The organism is Rhizobiaceae bacterium, from assembly GCA_023953845.1.
GTDB lineage: Bacteria > Pseudomonadota > Alphaproteobacteria > Rhizobiales > Rhizobiaceae > Arvimicrobium.
In genome coordinates this window covers 2,236,861-2,259,098 of the sequence record JAMLJC010000001.1, presented here as the reverse complement: position 1 = coordinate 2,259,098, position 22,238 = coordinate 2,236,861, and the positions used below count along the sequence as shown (strand labels likewise).

General features: G+C 64.7%; 23 protein-coding genes. 14 read left to right on the top strand and 9 right to left on the bottom strand.

Features of this window, described 5'->3' with window-relative positions; genetic code table 11:
- Window positions 1-6: 6 nt before the first annotated feature.
- From M9955_11015 to M9955_10980, 8 genes are all read right to left on the bottom strand, one after another.
- On the bottom strand, window positions 7-1,020 hold the full coding sequence (locus M9955_11015; protein ID MCO5082173.1) for a type II secretion system F family protein: 1,014 nt from the start codon (window positions 1,018-1,020) through the stop codon (window positions 7-9).
- A gap of 25 nt (window positions 1,021-1,045) precedes the next feature.
- Window positions 1,046-2,539, bottom strand: coding sequence for a CpaF family protein (locus tag M9955_11010; GenBank protein ID MCO5082172.1), 1,494 nt, complete (start codon window positions 2,537-2,539; stop codon window positions 1,046-1,048).
- 23 nt (window positions 2,540-2,562) lie between these two features.
- Window positions 2,563-3,846, bottom strand: a complete 1,284-nt coding sequence (locus tag M9955_11005) for a CpaE family protein (protein ID MCO5082171.1) — start codon at window positions 3,844-3,846, stop codon at window positions 2,563-2,565.
- A gap of 21 nt (window positions 3,847-3,867) precedes the next feature.
- Window positions 3,868-4,557: a CpaD family pilus assembly protein gene (locus M9955_11000; protein ID MCO5082170.1), complete on the bottom strand. Its 690-nt coding sequence runs from the start codon at window positions 4,555-4,557 to the stop codon at window positions 3,868-3,870.
- A gap of 16 nt (window positions 4,558-4,573) precedes the next feature.
- Entirely contained in the window at window positions 4,574-6,043 is a 1,470-nt protein-coding gene (locus M9955_10995) for a type II and III secretion system protein family protein (protein ID MCO5082169.1), read from the bottom strand.
- 116 nt (window positions 6,044-6,159) lie between these two features.
- Window positions 6,160-6,966: a Flp pilus assembly protein CpaB gene (gene cpaB, locus M9955_10990; GenBank protein MCO5082168.1), complete on the bottom strand. Its 807-nt coding sequence runs from the start codon at window positions 6,964-6,966 to the stop codon at window positions 6,160-6,162.
- Window positions 6,967-7,102: 136 nt separating this feature from the next.
- Window positions 7,103-7,624 (bottom strand): prepilin peptidase, encoded by a 522-nt coding sequence (locus M9955_10985; protein MCO5082167.1) that lies wholly within the window; start codon window positions 7,622-7,624, stop codon window positions 7,103-7,105.
- A gap of 94 nt (window positions 7,625-7,718) precedes the next feature.
- The gene (locus tag M9955_10980; protein MCO5082166.1) at window positions 7,719-7,898 is read right to left on the bottom strand and encodes a Flp family type IVb pilin; all 180 of its coding nucleotides are present in this window, start codon (window positions 7,896-7,898) and stop codon (window positions 7,719-7,721) included.
- Between the two features lie 316 nt (window positions 7,899-8,214).
- On the opposite strand from M9955_10980, the gene M9955_10975 reads away from it, so the two are divergent.
- The 3 genes from M9955_10975 (at window position 8,215) to M9955_10965 (ending at window position 9,977) form a co-directional block, all read left to right on the top strand.
- Complete coding sequence (locus M9955_10975) at window positions 8,215-8,616, top strand: pilus assembly protein N-terminal domain-containing protein (protein MCO5082165.1); 402 nt, start codon at window positions 8,215-8,217, stop codon at window positions 8,614-8,616.
- 136 nt (window positions 8,617-8,752) lie between these two features.
- The gene (locus M9955_10970) at window positions 8,753-9,331 is read left to right on the top strand and encodes a pilus assembly protein (GenBank protein ID MCO5082164.1); all 579 of its coding nucleotides are present in this window, start codon (window positions 8,753-8,755) and stop codon (window positions 9,329-9,331) included.
- Between the two features lie 13 nt (window positions 9,332-9,344).
- Window positions 9,345-9,977: a pilus assembly protein gene (locus M9955_10965; protein MCO5082163.1), complete on the top strand. Its 633-nt coding sequence runs from the start codon at window positions 9,345-9,347 to the stop codon at window positions 9,975-9,977.
- Between the two features lie 9 nt (window positions 9,978-9,986).
- Here M9955_10965 and M9955_10960 read toward each other — a convergent pair whose 3' ends face one another.
- Window positions 9,987-10,898: a PhnD/SsuA/transferrin family substrate-binding protein gene (locus tag M9955_10960; protein MCO5082162.1), complete on the bottom strand. Its 912-nt coding sequence runs from the start codon at window positions 10,896-10,898 to the stop codon at window positions 9,987-9,989.
- A 136-nt stretch (window positions 10,899-11,034) separates the two neighbouring features.
- Between M9955_10960 and M9955_10955 the strand changes: the two genes are divergently transcribed.
- From M9955_10955 to M9955_10905, 11 genes are all read left to right on the top strand, one after another.
- Window positions 11,035-12,264 (top strand): phosphopentomutase, encoded by a 1,230-nt coding sequence (locus M9955_10955; GenBank protein ID MCO5082161.1) that lies wholly within the window; start codon window positions 11,035-11,037, stop codon window positions 12,262-12,264.
- Window positions 12,265-13,152 (top strand): bifunctional DNA-formamidopyrimidine glycosylase/DNA-(apurinic or apyrimidinic site) lyase, encoded by an 888-nt coding sequence (mutM, locus tag M9955_10950; GenBank protein MCO5082160.1) that lies wholly within the window; start codon window positions 12,265-12,267, stop codon window positions 13,150-13,152.
- Between the two features lie 33 nt (window positions 13,153-13,185).
- Complete coding sequence (locus M9955_10945; protein MCO5082159.1) at window positions 13,186-13,959, top strand: enoyl-CoA hydratase; 774 nt, start codon at window positions 13,186-13,188, stop codon at window positions 13,957-13,959.
- Between the two features lie 142 nt (window positions 13,960-14,101).
- Window positions 14,102-14,368, top strand: coding sequence for a 30S ribosomal protein S20 (gene rpsT, locus M9955_10940; protein MCO5082158.1), 267 nt, complete (start codon window positions 14,102-14,104; stop codon window positions 14,366-14,368).
- 830 nt (window positions 14,369-15,198) lie between these two features.
- Complete coding sequence (gene dnaA / locus M9955_10935) at window positions 15,199-16,731, top strand: chromosomal replication initiator protein DnaA (GenBank protein ID MCO5082157.1); 1,533 nt, start codon at window positions 15,199-15,201, stop codon at window positions 16,729-16,731.
- Window positions 16,732-16,947: 216 nt separating this feature from the next.
- The gene (dnaN, locus tag M9955_10930) at window positions 16,948-18,066 is read left to right on the top strand and encodes a DNA polymerase III subunit beta (protein ID MCO5082156.1); all 1,119 of its coding nucleotides are present in this window, start codon (window positions 16,948-16,950) and stop codon (window positions 18,064-18,066) included.
- 19 nt (window positions 18,067-18,085) lie between these two features.
- Window positions 18,086-19,246: a DNA replication/repair protein RecF gene (gene recF, locus M9955_10925; protein ID MCO5082155.1), complete on the top strand. Its 1,161-nt coding sequence runs from the start codon at window positions 18,086-18,088 to the stop codon at window positions 19,244-19,246.
- 31 nt (window positions 19,247-19,277) lie between these two features.
- Window positions 19,278-20,048 carry a molybdopterin-synthase adenylyltransferase MoeB gene (locus M9955_10920; protein ID MCO5082154.1) on the top strand — a complete coding sequence of 257 codons (771 nt, stop codon included), beginning with the start codon at window positions 19,278-19,280 and terminating at the stop codon, window positions 20,046-20,048.
- Window positions 20,049-20,167: 119 nt separating this feature from the next.
- Window positions 20,168-20,560 carry a GNAT family N-acetyltransferase gene (locus tag M9955_10915; protein ID MCO5082153.1) on the top strand — a complete coding sequence of 131 codons (393 nt, stop codon included), beginning with the start codon at window positions 20,168-20,170 and terminating at the stop codon, window positions 20,558-20,560.
- Window positions 20,557-21,810 carry an aconitase X catalytic domain-containing protein gene (locus M9955_10910; GenBank protein MCO5082152.1) on the top strand — a complete coding sequence of 418 codons (1,254 nt, stop codon included), beginning with the start codon at window positions 20,557-20,559 and terminating at the stop codon, window positions 21,808-21,810. Before M9955_10915 ends, M9955_10910 begins: the two co-directional genes overlap by 4 nt.
- Window positions 21,807-22,229, top strand: a complete 423-nt coding sequence (locus tag M9955_10905; protein MCO5082151.1) for a DUF126 domain-containing protein — start codon at window positions 21,807-21,809, stop codon at window positions 22,227-22,229. Before M9955_10910 ends, M9955_10905 begins: the two co-directional genes overlap by 4 nt.
- The last annotated feature ends 9 nt before the right edge of the window (window positions 22,230-22,238 follow it).

The following is a 22,238-nucleotide window of genomic DNA, read 5'->3' as shown; positions in this document are numbered from 1 at the left end:
GCCGCCTCACACTTCGAAGTTGATCATCTTCCGCATCACCAGAATGCCGATCAGCATCCAGAAGCCCGCCACGCCGATGATGATGTGACCGGGGCTCGTGGTGAACAGCGGCATGATGTAGCCGGGGCTCGAAAGATAGACGAGAAACGCGACGACGAAAGGCAGCGCGCCGATGATCATGGCAGAGGCCTTGGCTTCCATCGATAGGGCCTGGACCTTGGCCTTCATCTTCTTGCGGTCGCGCAACACGCGAGACAGATTGCCCAGCGCTTCCGACAGATTGCCGCCGGCCTGCGACTGGATCTGGATGACGATGCCGAAGAAGCCGGCCTCGGGGCAAGGCATGGTCTCGATCATGCGCATCGAGGCGTCGGGAATGGAAAGGCCGAGCTGCTGCGCCTCCACGATGCGGCGGAATTCCGTCCTGACCGGCTCCTTGGCCTCGTGGGCGATCATGCGGATGCCGTCGTTGAGCGGCAGGCCCGACTTAACGGCGCGCACGATGATATCGAGCGCGTTGGGGAATTCCTCCAGAAACTTCTGGATGCGGCGCTTGCGCACCAGCGCCACGATCCATCGCGGCAGCCCGATCGCGCCCACGATGGCGACGGCCGGCACGGCGTAGCGTGGCAGGCCGCCTATGAAAGCCGCGACGGCGAGAGCGAGGCCGCAGGCGACGGCAAGCATGTAGAAGCGCTGTATGGACAGGTTGAGGCCCGCCTGCTTGATCTGTATCTTCAGCGGCGGCCGGCGGATGTTGCGGTCCCGGTCCTTTTCCTTGGCTTCGAGATCCTTGAGCGAATCGGCGATGTTCTTGCGGCGCCGCACGACCTCGGCGTTCTTGTCCTTCGCCTGGCGCATCGCGTCGCGCTCAACGTCGGACCGCGAGACGCCCTCCAGGCGGCGCTCCACCTTCGCCTCGGATGCGACGCGGTTGAACAGGAACGCATAGGCCAGACTGCCCGCGCTGAGCCCGGCGAGGGCGATCACCGCCAGTATGGTCAGGTCCAGACCGAACATCGGCTACCGCCTCGCCAGTTTCATTCTAGTCCGCCCGCTTTTCCATCGCTTCCAGCGCCGTCGCCAGCCGCTGCTCCTCGCCGTAGTAGCGGGCGCGATCCCAGAAATGCGGGCGTCCGATGCCGGTCGAGACATGCTGGCCGAGAATGCGGCCGTTCGCGTCCTCGCCCTTGATGTTATAGAGGACGAGATCCTGGGTGATGATGACGTCGCCTTCCATGCCGACCACCTCGGTGATGTGGGTGATGCGGCGCGAGCCGTCGCGCAGGCGGGCGGCCTGGATGATGACGTCGACGGAGCCGACGATGATCTCGCGCACCGTCTTCTGCGGCAGCGAGAAGCCGCCCATCGCGATCATCGATTCCATGCGGTTGAGGCATTCGCGCGGGGAGTTCGAGTGGATCGTGCCCATCGAGCCGTCGTGACCGGTGTTCATCGCCTGCAACAGGTCGAAGACCTCGGGACCGCGCACCTCGCCGACGATGATGCGCTCGGGACGCATGCGCAGGCAGTTCTTGACCAGGTCGCGCATGGTCACCTCGCCCTCGCCTTCAAGGTTCGGCGGACGGGTTTCCAGCCGGACTACGTGCGGTTGCTGCAGCTGGAGCTCCGCCGAGTCCTCGCAGGTGATGACGCGCTCCTCGCGGTCGATATACCGGGTGAGGCAGTTGAGCAGCGTCGTCTTGCCCGAGCCGGTACCGCCGGAGATGACGACGTTGCAGCGGACGCGACCGATGATCTTCAGCACCTCCGCCCCTTCGGGCGAGATGGCGCCGAACTTCACGATCTGGTCGAGCGTCAGCTTGTCCTTCTTGAACTTGCGGATGGTGAGGGCGGCGCCGTCGAGCGCCAGCGGCGGGGCGATGACGTTGACGCGGGAGCCGTCCGGCAGACGCGCGTCGCAGATCGGCGAGGATTCGTCGACGCGGCGGCCGACCTGGCTGACGATGCGCTGGCAGATGTTCAGGAGCTGCTGGTTGTCGCGAAAACGGATCTGCGTCGGCTCGACCTTGCCGTTGACTTCGATGAAGACCGTCTTGGCGCCGTTGACCATGATGTCGGCGATGTCGTCGCGCGCCAGCAAAGGCTCCAGCGGACCGTAGCCCAGCACGTCGTTGCAGATGTCCTCGAGCAGTTCTTCCTGCTCGGCGATCGACATCGCGAAGTTCTTGATCGCGATGATGTCGTTGACGATGTCGCGAATTTCCTCGCGCGCCGATTCGGGATCGAGCTTGGCGAGCTGCGACAGGTCGATCGTGTCGATGAGGGCGGAGAAGACCTGGGATTTGGTGTCGTAATAGCTTTCGCTGCGCTCGCGCGTGGCCGGCCGCGGACGCGGCGCCAGCGGCGGAGCTTCGACGGCGATGCGCGGCGGAGTTGCCGCGGCAGCGCGCGGCTCTGCGGCGGACTGCGATGCTGCCGGGACGGCGAAGCCTGCCGCAGGCGGCTGTGGGGGCGGCACCGGCCGGAATTCCGGCGCGCCGATATTGCCTCCTTCGTTGCCGCGCTTTCCAAACATGATCCGTCGTCCGCCCTACGCGCTTACGTCTTCCGCTTCAGCTTGCCGAGCAAACCGGACAGGGCCATGGATTTCCTGGCCTTTATCTCGCCACGGCCGGTCAGGACGTGGGCGATGTCTTTTACCATATGCACGGCTGCATGCTTGGCATCCATCTCGCCCAGCATGCGCCCGTTGTTCGACGCATTGCCAAAGAGCTGCGCGTCGAAGGGGATCACCGCCATGGGCGTGATGTTGAGAGGACCAGCGAAATCGGCTGCGGAAATCTCCGGCCGCTTGAGGACGCCGGCCTGATTGAGAATGAGCTTCGGCGGCGCATCGTTGGGCCTCATCTTCTTCAGCATGTCGACGAGGTTCTTGGCGTTGCGCAGATTGGCGAGGTCGGGCACGGCGGTGATAACGATCTCGTCCGCCTGCGCCAGCGTGTTGCGGCTCCATCCGCTCCAGACATGGGGCACGTCGAGGACGAGAAGCGGCGCGGTGCGCTGTGCGGTGTCGATGACGGCCGAGAAAGCGTCCGCGTCGAAGTCGTAGACGCGGTCGAGAGTGGACGGCGCCGCCAGCAGCGACAGATGCTCGGCACATTGCGCGAGCAGACGGTCGAGATAGACCTCGTCGATGCGCTCGGGCGAGAAAACGGCTTCGGCGATGCCCTGCACCGGGTCCTGGTCGAAATTGATATTGGCCGTGCCGAAGGGAAGGTCGAGGTCCATCACCACGACCTCCGATTTGAACAGATTCGACATGCACCAGGCGACATTGTGCGCCAGCGTGGACGAACCGACGCCGCCCTTGGCGCCGACAAAGGCGATGGAGCGGCCGAGCGGCGCCGCCTCCGGGTCGACGAAGATCGCCGAGATCACTGCGATCACATCAGCCAGCGAGATCGGCGCGACCATGTATTCGGATACGCCGGAGCGCACGAGATCGCGATAGAGGGCGACGTCGTTGTAGTGGCCGATCACCACGACCTTGGAACTCGGATCGCAGTGCTCCGCGAGCTGGCGAAGGCTGTTCAGCAGTTCCTTCGGCTCCTGCCGCGATTCGAGGATGATCAGGTTCGGCGTCGGCGCGGACTGATAGAATTCGATGGCCGTCGGAATGCCGCCCATGTGCACCTTGAGGTGCGCACGCGCCATGCGCCGGTCTTCCGAGGCGCGTTCGATCGGGTTGGCGATGCCTTCGGTCTCGCAGAAGGCCTGGATCGAGATCCGCGGGATCGGGCGCATCGACTGCAATGCCGCCGTGTCCCGCTGCTCCTGTTCCGCCTCGTCATATGCGTTGTCGTAGGCTGCGTTGTTGCTCATGCCCGCCTCCGCGCCTTTTCCTTAATACTGGACTTCGCCCAAGCCGCCGGTCGACGCGTTGCGATAGTCGTCAATGATGATGTTGCGGCGTTCGGCGTCGATCTCGCCCGGCTTGCGCGGCCCGAGCAGGTCGGCCGGATTGGCGATCTGCGCCGCCAGGTTGTTCTGGTACGAGCAGCCGAAATTGGCGTAGTTCTTGTTCTCCGACGTCTTGGTGAGGTCGTCGGGCCACCTTCCGCACTTGCTCGTATGGGCCATCATGGCCACGTAGGACACACGGATGGGCGCCGCCGTCTCGGCCGCGTCCGCCTGATAGGCGGCGATGGCGATACGGCTCGCGGGCACGCCGTTCTTTTTCAGGAGATGCACGAGGCCCTGCGCCACATTGTTCGCCGCGATCTCGTTCTGCGAACCGTAGGGCGTGAGGATGGTGACCGGCGGCGCGGCGCTGCGGTCGTAATTCGCGATGAATCCTTCGACGGCGTCGCGCTGGGTGATGGTCACGCCGCGATCGGTCGCGGCGACAGGCACGTCCACCGACTGCTCCTTCTCGGAAACGACGATCGGATGACGGGTGCGGTAGTCGTCCGGAATGGACCCGACGGTGACGCTGTCGCGATTGGCGCAGCCCGCGAGCAGGGCGACCGCCGTGGCGGCAAGCGCCAGGCGCAGCGCGGTGGAGTTCCGGTCTCTTCGCAGGTCGAAGCGCATGGTGTCGGTACTCCGATCACTTGTAGATGTAGCCGACGACGCCGTGATACTGGCCGTTCGGCAGATTGGTCTTCATCGTTCCGTAGACCCGGTTGACGCGGCCGAGGAACATTCCGGCGCCGTCGCTCGGCGGATTGAAGTTGTCGTCCGGCTTGGCGAGCGCCGAGCGCGCGGTCGGCTTGGTCAGGTAGGGCGTGATGATGATGACGAGTTCGGTCTCGTTGCGGATGAAGTCGCGACTACGGAACAGCGTGCCGAGCACCGGCAGCTTCGACAGGCCCGGCAGGCCGTTCACCGCCTGACGCACGTCGTCGCGCACAAGACCGGCGATCATCATGGAGCCGCCGGAAGGCAGTTCCACCGTCGTGTCGGCAAGGCGCTTGCGGATCGAAAGCATGGTGGCGCCGGGGTGGTTGATGCCCGTCGCGAGACCGACGGAGCCTTCCGTCGTCGGCTCGGAAACGGATGTCCGCACCTTGAGGCTGATGCGCCCCGGCGACAGGACCGTCGGCAGGAATTCGAGACCGATGCCATATTCCAGCTTGGTGATGCCGTAGGTGATCGTCGCCGGATCGTTCTCTTCCTCGTCAGGCGGGGTCACAGACTGGCTGCTGACAAGATTGAACTCACCGCCGACACGGAAAGTCGCCTTCTCGCCCGAAACCGCCGTCAGCGTCGGCTCCGCCAGCGTCTTCATCACGCCGGTCTGCTCCATGGCGTTGATGTAGCTCTGGATGAGCGCCGAACCGGCATTATAAGCACTGGACACGCCGGAATCCGCGAGCGGCTTGCCGAGGCCCATAATGCTGTCGCTGAAGGCGCCCCAGCTCAAACCGTCCGAGCTTCCGTTGGCGATCAGCGTCACGCCGAGCTGCTTCATCACGGCGCGGCTGATCTCGGCGACCGTCACCTTGAGCGTGACCTGGTCCTCGCCGACGATCTTGAGAAGGTTCACGATCTGGCTGACGCGCCGGGACTCGTCGGGGTTGTCGATCGCCACCCCGCCATTCGCCGAACCGCCGGCGGCCGTCTGCGAATACTGTCCCGTCGTCGCCTCGCCGCCGGTCACGAAGATGCGGGCCAGATCGACGGCCCGGGTGGCGTCGAGCGGCGTATCCACCGTTCCGGTCAGGATGACGTTGTCGTTGAGCAGCTCGACCGTGATGTCGGAGGACGGAAGGAAGCGCTTGAGGTATTCCTCCAGCCCGGAAACGTCGCGCTCGACCTTGAGGTCGAGGCTGACGATCTGCTCGCCATTGGCGCCGAAGACGTAGATGTTGGTTTCGCCGACCGACTTGCCGAACATGTAGATGCGCCGCGAGGTGCGCGTCACCGCATCCGCCACGCCGGGATTGGCGACCAGGATGTCGTAGGCGTCCTCCGGCAGGTCAATGATGATCGACTTGTTGAGGCCAAGTTTGACCCGCTGCGCGCCGCGCCCGGTAGAGCGCACCTTCGCGTCCTTGGCGACGGCGGCGGTGTCCATCGCCGGAATGACCGGGCTCGCCGCCAGCATCGCCGACGACAGGACGCACGCCGTGGTCAATCGCAGCACAGTTCGCAAACGCGCGCGCATCTCCAGCCGAAGGCTCTTCGGATGCATCATTGCCTTGCCCCCACCTCGGAAACCTGCCCCGACTTGATCACGCGGATGACGCCCTTGCCCCGGCCCGAGACCAGATAATCCGCCTGCCCCGTCGGCCTCTCATTCGTATCCGCGACCGCCCTCAACGACAGGGCCAGCCGATCCGCCATCTGCTGCGCAACGGTGATGATCTCGGCCTGTTGCGGCGTCAGCTCCAGCGTCGCCGTCTGGCCGACGCGCGTGCGCTTGCCTTCCTCGTCCAGCTGGATGGTCTGGTCGATCGCCAGAACCCGTATGTTCTTGAGGATGGTCTCGGTGGTGTAGCCACCGGTCGCGCTCGACGAGCCTTCGCCCCGGCGCACCATGATGACGTCGACATAGTCGTTGGGCAGGATGAAGCCGCCCGCGGACGTATCCGCGCTGATCGAGGTGGCCACGGCGCGATAGCCGGCCGGCAGCACGGACGAAAGGAAGGAGACGCCGCCGCCCACCAGTTTCGACTTGCGCACCGGCTCGCCTGCATAGAGCGGCACGCGTGCTATCGATTCGCGCATCTGGTCCAGCGCTTCGGGTTCGGCGCTGCGGGTGATGAAGTTCTCGTTGACCGCGTCCTGCGGCCAGTTCTGCCAGCCGATCTTGTCGGCGAGCTGCGTCCCCATCGGGACGTCGCCCCTGAGAACGAGCACCTCCGATGTCGGGATCGCCGGCGCCGGCGCGGTGACCGTCACCCGCGGCGGCTCCTTCGACATAAATTTTGCAACGTATCCCGCGCCGCCCGCAGCAGCGACAGCGACACCCAGGATAATCAATCGCGATGCAGCCATGACATCGTGCCCCGCACTCGGCAAATCAGCAGTCCGAGGCAGACATTGCGCGGCCAATCGTCAAATTAGGGTTAATGCAATCCTTACGATCGTGATTAATTTAAAGTTTATTCAAACCCTCGGATCGATGCCGTACCTAGTTCGCGGCGAGCTGCTGCAGCGCGGAGACGACGAGAGGCGACTGCGGAAACACCAGAAGTCCAGCCACGCCGAGCGCGATGCCATAAGGAATGCCGGTGCTTTCGTCGCTCAGGTGGCGCAGGAACATATTGTTGCCGTGCACTGTCGCCAGCGGCGATTTCCGGAACATGAGGATGAGAATGGTCAGCAGACCGCCCAGGAACGCAGCCGAGACAAGATAGTCGAGCAGCTGGAAATTGAAGCCCATCCAGACCGCGGTGCCGGTCATCAGCTTGGCGTCGCCGCCGCCCATGCCGCCGATGGCGAAGATGCCGAAGGTCACTGCCAGAACCAGCGTTCCGGCAAGGAAATGCAAGCCGTATGTCGCCCAGTCCATGCCGGTCAGGGGCGCGAGGACGGCAAACGCCGCCACGAGAAGCACGGACACGCGGTTGGCGATCGTCATCGACAGGAGGTCGGATATCACCGCGAAAACCATGCAGAACGGAAAGATGACGAATATCGCAGCGTAGAGCATGAGCGGACCGGCGGATTCGGATGAAAGGGATCACAAAGCAAAAGGCCGCCCCACGGGACGGCCTCTTGCATTCAATCGTCGAGCGAGCGGCCGATTACTCGTCCACGGCGGCGTTCAGCTTGGACGCGATGAAGCTGAACTGCGCGTTCAGCGAGTTGCCGAGGGCGCCAGCGCCGACCATGATGGCGAGAGCGATCAGAGCGGCGATCAGACCGTATTCGATGGCGGTAGCGCCGGACTTGTCCTTAGCGAACCGCGCCATGAGCTTAGACATTGGAGAACTCCTTACTCCGGGTGATACAGCACTTCCGTCAACATTGTTCTTCCGTCGATCGGATGACTGCACACTATGCGGAAGCTCTTTCAATCGGCTTAAGAGACAGCGTTACCGAAACCTTGCGGCATCGGCCCTCGTTTCGGTGGTTAATGGCCGGCTAAACGATTGGCGCGCAACGGACACCCCGATCCCTGTCCACTATAAAGAATCGCGCGTGGCGCGCGCATTGCCGGGTCGCGGCAAGCCCTTAACGCTTGGTTCACCAATCTGGTTCATTTTCCATTCAACACTTCGAGATGCGGAGGCAGAGGGCATGCGCATTCCTTCCAGGGCAGGCTTCGCGGTCATGCTGTCCGTCGCCACGCTCGCGAGCAACGCGGCATTGGCGGCCGATATCGGCGTCAGCGTCAACCAGGCGAAGATTCTCAAGCTCGCACGGCCGGCCGACACCGTCGTGATCGGCAATCCGCAGATCGTCGATGCGTCCGTTCAGGATGCGACGACGATCGTGCTCACCGGAAAGGCATTCGGGCAGACCAACCTCGTCATTCTCGACGGCAACGGCGCTCCCATCGTCGATCAGCAGGTGGTCGTCTCGCGCGACGAAAGGGGCACGGTGCGCATCTTCCGTCGCGCCGCGACGGAAATGCTGTCCTGCACGCCGAAATGCGAAGCGGCGTTCCTCTCCGACTCGGAAAACGCAGGCGCTCCCTGACGTTTTTTCCCGCCTGCCCCGGCAGAAGTTAGCGGCCCGTTAAGTCGCGACGGTGTTTTCTAACTGTCGGCAAAACAGCATCTCAACGTGTTTCCGCTATTGATGCACGTGAACGGGATATGGGCGCGGGAAGCCTATGAGCAACAAACAAACAAAGGAAGCCGCCACGGCGAAGAAGGGGCGCAGACGATTTCTGCGCAGCTTCACCAAGGATCGCAAGGGCGCGACGGTGGTCGAATTCGCCCTGCTCGCGATGCCGTTCTCGCTGCTGGTCTTCGCCATACTCGAAAGCTGCATTTCCTTCGCGGCCGAAGAGTATATGCAGAACATCACCGACGATTTCGCCCGCGAACTGCGCACCGGACGCATCAAGCCGGATACCTATTCGCAGACGGAGTTCCAGGAGAAGTTCTGCGACGAGTTGCAGATCTTCGTCGGCGCGGGCTGCCCCGGCCTGTCGATCGACCTCCAGAACTTCACCACCTTCGCGCAGGCCGCGGCGCTCCGCACGCACGTCAACGCCGCCGGCGAGATCGCGCTGCCCGGGGGCTTTCAGTACAAGCCGGGTCCTTCGCAATCCATCAATGTGCTGCGCGTCTTCTACAGGTGGCCGATCATGACCGATCTGCTGCGCAAGCAGATGTCCACCCTCAAGGGCGGCAAGACGCTGCATTTCGCCACGGCGACCTGGCGCAACGAGCCATTCGACGACTAGAGCGAGGCCTGTCATGACTATGCTGTCTCGATTGTCTTCCGGGATCGAAGCCAGGGCGCGGCGCGCCCGCGCGCTCCTCAAGGACCGCCGCGGCGTCGCCGCCGTCGAGTTCGCCTTCATCGTGCCGGTGCTGCTGTGCATGTACTTCATCACCATGGAGGCATCGCAGGGCATCGAGGTGAACAAGAAGGTGTCGCGGATGGGCAGCGCCGTGGCCGACCTGATCACGCAGCAATCGGCGATCACCAAGGCGGAGGTCGTCGCCATCATGCAGATCGGCGGGGCGATCATACAGCCCTACGACCGGTCGCAGCCCACGCTCGACGTGACCGCGATCCAGCTCGGCACGGAGGCGACGCCGGTCGCGCGGGTCGCCTGGTCGCTGAAGCTGAATTCGAGCGGCAACCCCGTCGCAGTCGTCGCCAAGAACAGCGTCGTCACCGACAGCCAGCTGAACCGCATCAGGGCGCCGGGCGCCTTCTACATCCGCGTTCGCAGTTCCCTGAACTACGAGCCGGTCGTGACGTGGAACGGCGACGCCACCTCGATGGGATTGCTCACGGCCTTCAACGATATCGGCATGGGCGAGACATTTTACCTGCGGCCGCGCATCAGCCAGAAGATTCCTTGCGACGATTGTCCTTGACGGCAGCGGTCATTTCGCTTCCGAAATGAAGCGCGCGAGATCGACCGCGATCGCATAATCCGCGTCGTTCACGCTGACGAAGCCGCCTTGCTGATGCCTGGCCAGGGCAGCGAAGAGATCGGGCTCGCCGTCCTTCAGCCCGGTCAGGAACGGGATCAACCGCCGCCTCACCTCCGGGTCGAGATCCTTGCTGATCGCATGCGGTCCGTAGCGCAGCAATTCAGACGTCCAGACGACCTGGAATCCGTCGCTTCCGCCCGCCGACGCCGCCAGCCGCGCGAGTGTGCCGTCTCCGGGCAACGGGTTCCTGTCGATGCCGGTCTCGATCCAGCCGAACATGGCGTCGACCTCGCCGGCAACCAGCCGGTCGTCCGCTTCGGCCTGGGAGGCGACCTGAACGAAGAAAGGCTCGTCGCCTCGTAACGCATGGCCTTCCCGGCCGAGCGAAAACAAAGGCAGTTCGCGGCCTGCGATGTCGCCGCGCCCGGGAATCGCGATCCTGAACCCGGCGAGGTCCGAGACCGATTTCGGGCCGTCCGGCCGGGCAACCAGCACCGAGCGTATTCCGATGGCGCCGCTCGCCGCCGTCGGGGCCACGAGCGCCGACACGCATCCGCATGCAAGCTCCGCCGTCGCATAGGCCGTGACGGAATAGACTGCGTAGTCGATGCGCCTTTCGGTCTGCGCCTCGATCAGCGTGCGATAGTCTTCGGCGACGAAGAACTCCACGGGAATGCCGAGCGCAAGCGTATACGCCTTCTTCAGACCAGCGAGGTCCTGCACCGAGGAGTCCGAGCCGGCTTCCGCGAGAATGCCAATCCGGAACGTACCGATCCCTTCGGGCGCTGTCTGCGCCGATGCCGGCGCGCCTGCCGGCGAAAGCAGGAATGCGAGAGCGAGCGCGACGCGCCTCAGCGACATGCCACGCGCAGGCTCCCGGGCGGTCGGGGTGAACCTTCCTGTCGACTTCAAACCGTTTTTCCGCCTCCTGCCGGCGCCCGCTTGCCAATAGGCCCGCCGCCACCCATCTTGGCGAGGACGCGAGGGCGGAGCATCCATGGCGCGAGCCTTTCTCTTTGTACTTGATTCTTTCGGCGTTGGCGGGGCCGCAGACGCCGCCCGCTACGGCGACGAGGGAGCCGATACGCTCGGCCATATCGCGGCGGCATGCGTGTGCGGCGACGCCGATCGCGCCGGCATCAGGAAAGGCCCGCTCTCGCTTCCGCATATGGCCTCGCTCGGCCTCGGCGAAGCCGCACGCATCGCGAACGGTTCCGCGCACGGGCTTGGCGGAAATCCGCTGGCCGGCTCCTTCCATGCGGCGGCGCAGGAAATTTCCAGCGGCAAGGATACGCCGTCCGGACACTGGGAGATCGCGGCGCTCCCCGTGCCTTTCGACTGGGGCTATTTTCCCGAGACGCAGCCGACATTCCCGGCCGAGCTGACCGCCGCCATTGTCCGCGAGGCCGGGCTTCCCGGCATTCTGGGCGACCGCCATGCATCGGGCACGGAGATCATCGCGGAACTGGGCGAGAAGCATATCCGCACCGGCAAGCCGATCTGCTACACCTCGGCCGATTCGGTCTACCAGATCGCCGCGCACGAAACGCATTTCGGGCTGGAGCGTCTGTACCGGCTCTGCGAGGTGGTTCGCCGGCTGGTCGATCCGCTCAATATCGGGCGCGTCATCGCCCGCCCCTTCACCGGTGAGACGCGCGATACGTTCGAGCGGACCGCCAACCGCCGCGACTATGCCGTGCCGCCGACAGAGCCCACGCTGCTCGACAGGGTGGAGGCCGCCGGCGGACGCGTCATCGGCATCGGCAAGATCGGCGACATCTTCGCGCATCGCGGCGTCAGCGAAGTGCGCAAGGGCGCCAGCAACATGGCGCTGGCCGACAAGGCGCTCGGCGCGATGGACGACGCGCGCGACGGCGACCTCGTCTTCGCCAACTTCGTCGATTTCGACACGCTCTACGGGCATCGACGGGACGTTGTCGGCTATGCGGCGGCGCTTGAGGAGTTCGACCGACGCATGCCGGAGTTCCTTGCGAAACTCCGGCCCGGCGATCTCCTTCTGCTGACGGCCGATCATGGCTGCGACCCGACCTGGAAAGGCACGGACCACACGCGCGAGCGCGTTCCGGTCTTCGGCATCGCTCCAGGCTTCCGGGGCGGCAGCGCGGGTCTGCGCATCACCTTCGCCGATATTGGCGAGACGGTGGCCGAGCACCTCGGCCTGCCCGTCGGCCGCCACGGTTCCTCCTTTTATTCCGCGATCGCCTGAATGCCCGAGCTTCCAGAAGTCGAAACCGTGCGGCGCGGGCTCGAGCCCGCATTCGATGGCGCCGTGATCGAAAGCGTGGAACTGCGCCGCCCCGATCTGCGCTTCCCGCTTCCGGCCGATCTGCCGGTGCGACTCGCCGGCCAGAGGGTTCTCGGCATAGCAAGGCGGGCCAAGTATCTGCTGCTGCAGACCGCTGCCGCGCCGACGCTCATCTGCCATCTCGGTATGACCGGCTCTTTCCGGATCGAGAGCGATGCGAATTCATCGGTACCGGGAACGTTCCACCACGAGCGCTCGAAGGACAGCGTCCACGACCATGTCGTCTTTCACCTGATCGGCACGCGCGCCGGACCGACCCGTGTCGTCTTCAACGACCCGCGCCGCTTCGGCTTCATGCTGTTCGCGAACAGAGACGGCGGACACGCCATGCTGGACGGTCTCGGCGTGGAGCCTACCGGCAATGCGCTCGACGGTTTTTTGCTGGCCCGGCTGTTCGCCGGACGCTCAGCGCCGCTGAAGGCGGCGCTCCTCGACCAGAAGCTGATCGCCGGGCTTGGCAATATCTATGCGTCGGAAGCCCTTTGGCGGGCCGGCCTGTCCCCACGGCGCGCGGCCGGCTCGATCGCGTCCAGGTCCGGTGGACCGACGCAGCGCGCCGAGCGTCTTGCCGAAGCCGTCCGCGACGTGATCGCGGAGGCGATCGAGGCCGGCGGTTCGTCGTTGCGCGACTATATGCATGTCGACGGCTCGCTCGGCTACTTCCAGCACCGTTTTTCCGTCTACGATCGCGAAGGGGAGGCATGCCGCAAGCCCGGCTGCAACGGCGTCATCCACCGCATCGTACAAAGCGGACGCTCGACATTCTTCTGTCCCGTCTGCCAGAGATGACGGCGCATTTCCATCGACGCAAGGACCATCGCCATGCCCCATGAGACCATTCTCGTCGAAACCCGCGGCAAGATCGGGCTGATCACGCTCAACCGCCCGAAAGCGCTGAATGCGCTCAATTCGCAGGTGCTCGCGGAGCTTGTCGACGCGGCGCGGTCATTCGAAGCGGACCCGGCCATCGGCTGCATCGTCCTGACGGGCTCCGAAAAGGCCTTCGCGGCCGGCGCGGACATCAAGGAGATGCAGAACAGACAGTTCGCCGAAATGTATGCCGAGGATTTCTTCGGCGGCTGGGAGGAATTCACCCGCGTGCGCAAGCCCGTCATCGCGGCCGTCGCCGGCTATGCGCTGGGTGGCGGCTGCGAGCTCGCCATGATGTGCGACTTCATCATCGCAGCCGACAATGCGAAGTTCGGCCAGCCCGAGATCACGCTCGGCGTTATGCCGGGCATGGGCGGCTCACAGAGGCTGACGCGCTTCGTCGGCAAGTCGAAGGCGATGGATATGTGCCTCACCGGGCGCATGATGGATGCGGCGGAGGCAGAGCGGTCGGGCCTCGTCTCGCGGGTGGTGCCGCTCGGCGAGTTGCTGGAGGAGACGCTGAGGGCGGCGGCGAAGATCGCCGACATGTCGCAGCCGGCGACGATGATGGTCAAGGAGGCCGTCAACCGCGCCTATGAGACCACGCTCGGCGAGGGGCTGAGGTTCGAGCGGCGCGTCTTCCATTCGATGTTCGCGCTGGAAGACCAGAAGGAGGGCATGGCCGCCTTCGTGGAGAAGCGGACCCCCAACTTCCGCAATCGCTGAGCAAAATAGCGTCTGCCTCGTTGACGGTGCGGCAAAGCTGGGCTATATGCGCGCCCAACCGAGGCGGCCCATTGGCTGCCCTGTCTTTTTTTGTGCCTGACGGTTCAAGCCGCGGCCTTACACAGAAGAATAGAGAGGCATCATGGCCAACACGTCTTCGGCCAAGAAGGCTACCCGCAAGATCGCGCGGCGCGCCGAAATCAACAAGTCCCGGCGTTCGCGCGTGCGCGGCTTTGTCCGCAAGGTGGAAGAGGCCCTCGCCTCCGGCGACCAGGCAGCGGCTCAGGCGGCTTTCGCCGTAGCACAGCCGGAGTTGATGCGCGCCGCCACCAAGGGCGTGCTGCACAAGAACACGGCGTCCCGCAAGGTGTCGCGCCTTGCCAATCGCGTCAAAACGCTCGGCGCCTGATCTTTCACGCATCGACAGGCAAGCCCGGCGCTTTGCGCCGGGTTTTTCTTTTGCCGGCAGCGCGCATTGCAGACAGGCGGCGCTTATGCGCTGAATCCCGCCGGTATCCGTTCGCACGATGCGCGATGCCGCAACGGAAGCTCCGATCTCATACATATTCCTTTGCCGACAAGCGGCCCCCGCGGGCGGTTGCGGAAGCATCCGGCACGCCGTCGCAATAATTTTACCTGCCCTATTTTCCTTAATTCTTCCAAAGGGTTATGGAAGGTTATCCACAAACTGTTCATGGGCTCGGCGCCGATGGTGGACGGGCACGCTGTCAAGCGAATTTTTTGATTTTTTTTCTCGTCGGCGAAGGCCGGCAACGGGACAGGCGAAGGGCGTTGAATCAACAGGGCTTTGCCGATTGAGTCAAAAAAATCACGTCCCGAAGCAACCATCGGTCGCACCCGATTGCTTAAGAATCGGTTAGCCGCGCCCTTGCTCTCCACAGAGATTTTTGTAGTGTCGGGTTGCCAGACGGGACGGCAATCGCCCCGAAACAAGCAAACATTCCGATTTTGATCGCGCGGGGTCAACCCCATGCGGCGGGGTTCGTTTGTCCCGATGGTGCGGCGTAAAAGTGGGGTAAGTCGACATAGCGGGAATTCAACGGGCGCGGAGTCCATTCGCGCCGGGAATGAGTTTTTGCCTGTCCGTCACAAGGAGTCGGATTGAACGCCGGATGCTCGCCCGAGCATCCAACGGGGAGATTGTGCGCATTACGAGGCGCAGCAGCAATCACGCCGGCGCGGGACCGCCGGTGGCAGAACAGAGAGAGGATGCGGATAATGAAGAGCGGCTTTGCCGAAGAACCCAAACCGGGACAATTCCCCACTTCGGCTCTCATCCAGGGCGAAGACGGAACGGCGTCCCATGGGGAACAGGCCTTCGAGCGGGTGAAGACGCAGCTCAAGGCGCAGCTGGGTAGCGAAGTCTATGCAAGCTGGTTCGGCCGCATGAAGCTCGACGAGGTTTCGAAAGGTCTTGTCCGCCTGTCCGTCCCCACGGCATTTCTGAAGACCTGGATCAATGGCCACTATCTCGACACCATCTCTGCGCTCTGGAAGCGCGAGGACGCGTCGGTCCTCAAGGTGGAGGTGATCGTCCGCAGCGCGACCCGGCAGGGCAAGGCAGCGGCGCCTGAGGCCGAGGCCGGGCTGCGCAAGACCGCCTATGCTCCCGTCGCCGCGAGCGGCGCGATGCCGGCGAACCGCAACGAGCGCGGCTCCACGGTACGCCCGACGCCGGCCGAGCCCGTCGCGCGGCAAAGCGTGCTCGGCTCCCCGCTCGACCCCAGATACACGTTCCAGTCCTTCGTCGAAGGCCCGTCCAATCGCGTGGCGCTGGCTGCCGCGCGCTCGGTCGCGGAATCGGGATCGAGCGCCGTGCGCTTCAATCCCCTCTTCCTGCATGCCTCTGTCGGCCTCGGCAAGACGCACCTTCTGCAAGCCATCGCCACGGCGGCGCTGGCCGCCAATCCGAAAGCGCGGGTGGTCTATCTGACGGCGGAATATTTCATGTGGCGCTTCGCCACCGCGATCCGCGACAACAACGCGCTGACGCTGAAGGAGCAGCTGCGCGACATCGATCTTCTCATCATCGACGACATGCAGTTCCTGCAGGGCAAGTCGATCCAGCACGAGTTCTGCCATCTCATCAACATGCTGCTCGACAGCGCCAGGCAGGTCGTGGTGGCGGCGGATCGCCCGCCGGCGGAACTGGAGTCGCTGGAGCCGCGCGTACGGTCGCGCCTCAATGGCGGCGTCGCGCTCGAAATGGCGGCGCCCGATTACGGCATGCGCCTTGCCATGCTGAAGCAGCGCATGGCCTCGGCGCGCGCCGAAGACCAGTCGATCAGCATTTCGGAAGAAGTGCTTCAGCATGTCGCGCGCACCGTGACCGGCAGCGGCCGTGAACTTGAGGGCGCGTTTAACCAGCTCGTCTTCCGCCAGTCGCTGGAACCCCAGATCACGGTCGAGCGCATCGACGAGATCCTGGGCCATATCTACCGCTCGGGCGAGCCGAAGCGGGTGCGCATCGAGGACATACAGCGCATCGTGGCGCGGCACTACAATGTGTCGAAGACGGAGCTGCTGTCCAACCGGCGCACGCGCACCATCGTCAAGCCGCGCCAGATCGCCATGTATCTGTCCAAGGTGATGACGCCGCGTTCGCTGCCCGAGATCGGCCGGCGCTTCGGCGGCCGCGACCATACGACAGTGCTCCATGCCGTCCGCAAGATCGAGGACCTGTCCTCCGGCGACAACACGCTGGCGCAGGAACTCGAACTGCTGCGCCGCCTGATCAACGAGCAAGGGTAAGGCTGCCCCCGATCTCAGGCCGGGGATAGAGGCGGACCGCCTTGCTCCTCCCGGCGGGCGTTATCCCCAGGCCACCCGCGGCGCGGCTCAAAACCGCGCCGCGGGCTTGCCTTTCCCGAGCATTTCCTGTCAGTCTGCTTGGAACTCCATCCGCTTCCTGCGAGGTGCCGCCGTCCCGACCGGGCGGGCGCCGGGCAGCCCAGACCGAGCCTTGTCATGCGTGTTGTTCTCGAACGCTCCAATCTCCTGAAATCCCTTAACCATGTTCACCGCGTGGTTGAGCGCCGCAACACCATACCGATCCTGTCGAACGTGCTGCTCAACGCCACCGGCGCCAGCCTCGAGCTGAAGGCGACCGACCTCGACCTCGAAATCACCGAAGCGACGCCTGCCGTGGTGGAGCGCGCGGGCGCGACCACCGTGCCGGCGCATCTGCTCTACGACATCGTCCGCAAGCTGCCGGAGGGCGCGGAGGTGATGCTGAGGACGGACGAGGACGGCAACTCGATGACCGTCATTTCCGGCCGTTCCAGTTTCCGCCTGCAATGCTTGCCGCAGTCCGATTTCCCCGAACTCACCGCCGGCTCGCTGTCGCACATCTTCCGGCTGGAGGCTCCGTCGCTGAAGGCGCTGATCGACAAGACGCAGTTCGCGATCTCCACCGAGGAGACGCGCTACTATCTCAACGGCATCTATCTCCACACGCTGGATGTCGGCGGCAAGCTGAAGCTGCGCGCCGTCGCCACCGACGGCCACCGTCTGGCGCGCGCCGAGATCGATGCGCCCGCGGGTTCGGAGGGCATGCCCGGCATCATCGTGCCGCGCAAGACGGTCAGCGAGTTGCAGAAGCTGCTGGACGATCCGGACATCGCGGTGACGGTCGAGCTTTCCGACACCAAGATCCGGCTCACCATCGGCAGCATCGTGCTGACGTCGAAGCTGATCGATGGCACGTTCCCGGACTACCAGCGCGTCATCCCCACCGGCAACGACAAGCAGCTCGTCATCGACCGGCAAACATTCGCCCAGGCCGTCGACCGTGTGTCGACCATCTCATCGGAGCGCGGGCGGGCGGTGAAGCTGTCCATCGGCAGCGGCCAGGTGACGCTGGCGGTAAACAATCCGGATTCCGGCAGCGCAACCGAGGAGCTTGCGGCCGACTATTCGTCCGACCCGCTCGAAATCGGCTTCAACGCACGCTACCTGCTCGACGTAGCGGCGCAGCTTTCGGGCAGCGAGGCGAAGTTCATGCTGGCGGATGCCGGTTCGCCGACGCTGATCCACGACACGGCCGACGAGCGCGCGCTCTACGTGCTGATGCCGATGCGGGTGTAGGCCCGCATCCCAGCCGGTCTTGGCCACTTTAAGCACATCGCAGAGCACGCCCCATATCAGCCGGTTGCAGCTCGCCAATTTCCGCAACTACACATCCCTCTCGGTCGACCTGAAGCCGGGTGCGGTGGTGCTCACCGGCGAGAATGGCGCGGGCAAGACCAACCTTTTGGAAGCGGTATCCTTCCTTTCCCCCGGCCGAGGTCTGCGCCGGGCCACGTTCGAAGAGGTGCGGCGCGAAGGCGCGGAGGACGGCTTCGCCGTCAACGCGACCCTTGAAGGGCCGCTGGGAACGGGCATGATCGGCACCGGCACGGCCGGCAACGCTCCCGGTGAGACCGGCCGGAAGGTGCGCATCAACGGCGCCAATGCGCGCTCGGCCGAAGAACTGCTCGAATGGTTGCGCGTCATCTGGCTGACGCCATCCATGGACGCGCTGTTCACCGGTCCGGCCGGCGACCGCCGCCGCTTTCTCGACCGTCTGGTCCTCGCCATCGATACACAGCATGGGCAACGCGCCAGCGATTATGAGAAGGCGATGCGCGGTCGCAACCGCCTGCTCGCCGAAGGATCGCGCGATAGCGGATGGTTCAACGCCATCGAGACCCAGATGGCCGAGACCGGCGTGGCGATCGCCGCCGCCCGCGCGGAACTCGTCCGGCTGCTGACGGCGATGGTCGAAAAGCTGCCCTCCGACGGCGCGTTTCCACAAGCCGACATCGCTCTGGACGGCTTTCTCGAACAGGCTGTCGCCCGACATGCGGCGGTCGATCTGGAGGAACGGTTTCGCGCGATGCTCGCCGATGGACGCGAGCGCGACCGCGCTGCAGGACGAACGCTGGACGGGCCACACCGCTCGGACATGCTGGTCCGCCACAGGCCGAAGAACATGCCGGCGGAGCTTTGCTCGACCGGCGAGCAGAAGGCGCTGCTGGTCGGCATCGTACTCTCGCACGCCCGGCTGTGCAGCGAGATGTCCGGTTCGGTGCCGATCCTGCTGCTGGACGAGATCGCCGCGCATTTCGACGCCGGACGCCGCGCCGCTCTGTTCGATATCCTCCAGAATCTCGGCTGCCAGACTTTTATGACCGGCACGGAAGCCGCCCTGTTCTCCAGTCTTGACGGCCGCGCGCAGTTCCTCACCGTCGACCACGGCACGGTGCTGCTGACCGAAGGTCACTGACAAGCGGGCATCGCATCGCTATGTTGCCGCCATGACAAGGCACGAGGCACCGCCCCTCTCACCTGAAGAGCTCGAGCGTTACGCGCGCCACATCGTGCTGCCGGAAATCGGCGGCGCCGGCCAGCAGGCGCTGAAGCGCGCACGCGTTCTGGTGATCGGCGCCGGCGGGCTCGGCGCGCCCGTTCTCGAATATCTCGCCGCCGCGGGCGTCGGGACGCTCGGCATCGTCGATGACGATCATGTCTCGCTTTCCAATCTCCAGCGACAGGTGATCCACGAGACCGGAGCGGTCGGCCGGCCCAAGGGCGAAAGCGCGCGGGACGCCATCCGCCGCATCAACCCGCATGTCCGGGTCGAACTGCACGACCTCCGCCTGACGGCCGCAAATGCCGGCGGTCTCGTGCGCGAGTACGACATGGTGGCTGATGGTTCGGACAATTTCGACACGCGCTATGCGGTGGCGGACGCCTGCGCAGCGGAGAAGAAACCCCTCATCCACGCCGCGGTCGGGCGCTTCGACGGATCGCTGACCGTGCTCAAGCCTTTCGAGACGGACGATAATGGTAAGTCGAACCCGACATATCGCGATCTGTTCCCGGAGCCGCCACCGACCGGCCTCGTGCCCTCCTGTGCCGAAGCGGGCATCGTCGGCGCTCTCACCGGCGTGATGGGAACGTTGCAGGCCATGGAAGTGATAAAGCTGATCACCGGCGTCGGCGAACCGCTCGTCGGCCGGTTGCTGCTCTACGATGCGCTCGCCGCCCGCTTCGACACGATGAAATACGGACGTGCACGGACATGACATCGGTCGCGACATTTCCCGGCACGCATTCCGCGGATCGTCTCGTTATTCGCGCAAATTCCCACGATTTCAGTGATTGGACCGGATTGCTCGCGCTGATCCTGCGCGCATTCGCCTACATGGACGGACGCATCGATCCGCCGTCGTCGGCGCTGGCACTTACGCCCGAAAGCCTTGGACACAGGGCCGCGACCGAGACGATGCTGCTCGCCTGTAAAGGCGACAGGCTTGTCGGCTGCGCTTTCCTCGCCGATCGCGGCGATCATTTCTATCTCGGCAAGCTTGCGGTCGAGCCGGACTGCCACGGCCAGGGTATCGGAAAAGCGCTTATGCAGGCAGCAGAGCGCCACGCAATAACGGCCGGCAAGACGGCCATCGAGTTGCAGACACGCATCGAGCTGATCGAAAACCATCGCATGTTCGAACGGCTGGGCTTCCGTGAAATCGCGCGAACGGCACATCCCGGCTACAAACGTTACACGTCGCTTACCATGCGGAAGGTTCTTGCGTGAGCCTCGTTCTCACGGGGGAAGAACGTGCGATCGCCGCAGGCGATGACGGAGCGGCGATCGCCATGCGCATCATGGCCGAAAGCGCGCGGCTGCTCGGCGCGCCGCGCCTCATCCCGGTCGCCTCCGCGCATATAGACGGCGCGCTCTATCACGGCGATTCCGGCACACTCTTCGCCGAGCGTCTGGTCGAGCGCGGCGCGAAGGTCGCCGTGCGTTCGACGCTCAATGTCGGAGCGCTGGATCTCGTCGGCTGCGCCCGCGTGCGGCTTGAAGAGCCGGAGCGCGGCATGGCGCGGCGCATGATGGAGGCTTACCGGAGGCTCGGCTGTGAACAGAGCTGGACCTGTGCCCCCTATCAGGCCGGGCACCGTCCGGCGAAAGGCGTCGATGTCGCCTGGGGCGAATCCAACGCCGTCGTCTTCTGCAATTCGGTGCTCGGAGCACGCACCAACCGCTACGGCGATTTCCTTGACATCGCCTGCGCCATCGTCGGGCGCGCGCCGGACTACGGGTTGCATCGTCCGGAAAACCGGAAGGCGACAGTGGTTTTCGATATATGTCAGCTTCCGCTTACGTTTTTGCGCTCGGAGGCAGCGTGGCCTGTGCTCGGCAGCCTGTACGGCCGGAGCATCGGTACGGCCATCGGTGTCGTCACCGGCGTTGCCCGGCACCCCGGCGAAGACGCGTTGAAGGCTTTCGGGGCGGCGGCGGCATCCTCGGGCTCGGTCGGCCTTTTTCACATGGCGGGTGTAACGCCGGAAGCGCCGGATGTGGAAACCGCCCTTTGCGGCGCGCTTCCGGTCGAGACGATCGTGGTGACGCCCGACATGGCGCGGGACGCCCTCGGGCGCTTGTCAACGGCGCAGCGACCGGATCTTATTGACGCCGTCGCGATCGGCAGCCCGCATCTGTCGCTGGCGGAATTCGATGCGCTCGAACGCAACATTGCCGGCAGACGGCTCGCGGTGCCGCTTTATGCCTGCACCGGCCGCTATGTCGTGTCGGAGCTCGATCGCGACGGCCGCCGCAAGACGCTTGAAGCCGCCGGCGTCGTGGTCGTGGCGGACACCTGTGTGGTGGTCACGCCGATCCTGGCCGACAGGACCGGCGGCATCCTGATGACCAACTCCGGAAAATTCGCGCATTATGCGCCCGGCAACACCGGCTACGCCGTCGTCTATGGAACGCTGCGCGATTGCGTGGAAAGCGCGGTCGCCGGACGACCGGTCATTTTGGAGACGCTGCTGTGAACGCGCTTGCGCCTTCCTTGCAGGCCGAGTTGCTGGTCCCGGGCCAACCGGGACAAGGTCCCGCCCTCATCCTCTCCGCGCCGATCAGTTTCTGGGGCGGCATAGACCCGAAAAGTGGACGAATCATCGATGTGCGCCACCCCGAATGCGGGCAGTCGGTGGCCGGCAGCGTGCTTTTCCTGCCCGGCACGATCGGTTCGTCCTCCGCGTCGGCCGTGCTGATGGAACTGGTGCATGGCGGCCATGCGCCGGCCGCGCTCGTGCTGCACGAGCCGGACGCCATCCTGCTGCTCGGCCTCATCGTGGCGCGGGAGATGGGCTGGGACACGCCGGTTGCGGTCAGGCTCGACCGCAGCCGCTTTGCGAGCTTCGCCGGGCGGGATGTGACGATCGACGCCGAGGGCCGCCTCGGCTGCTAAGGCATCAGG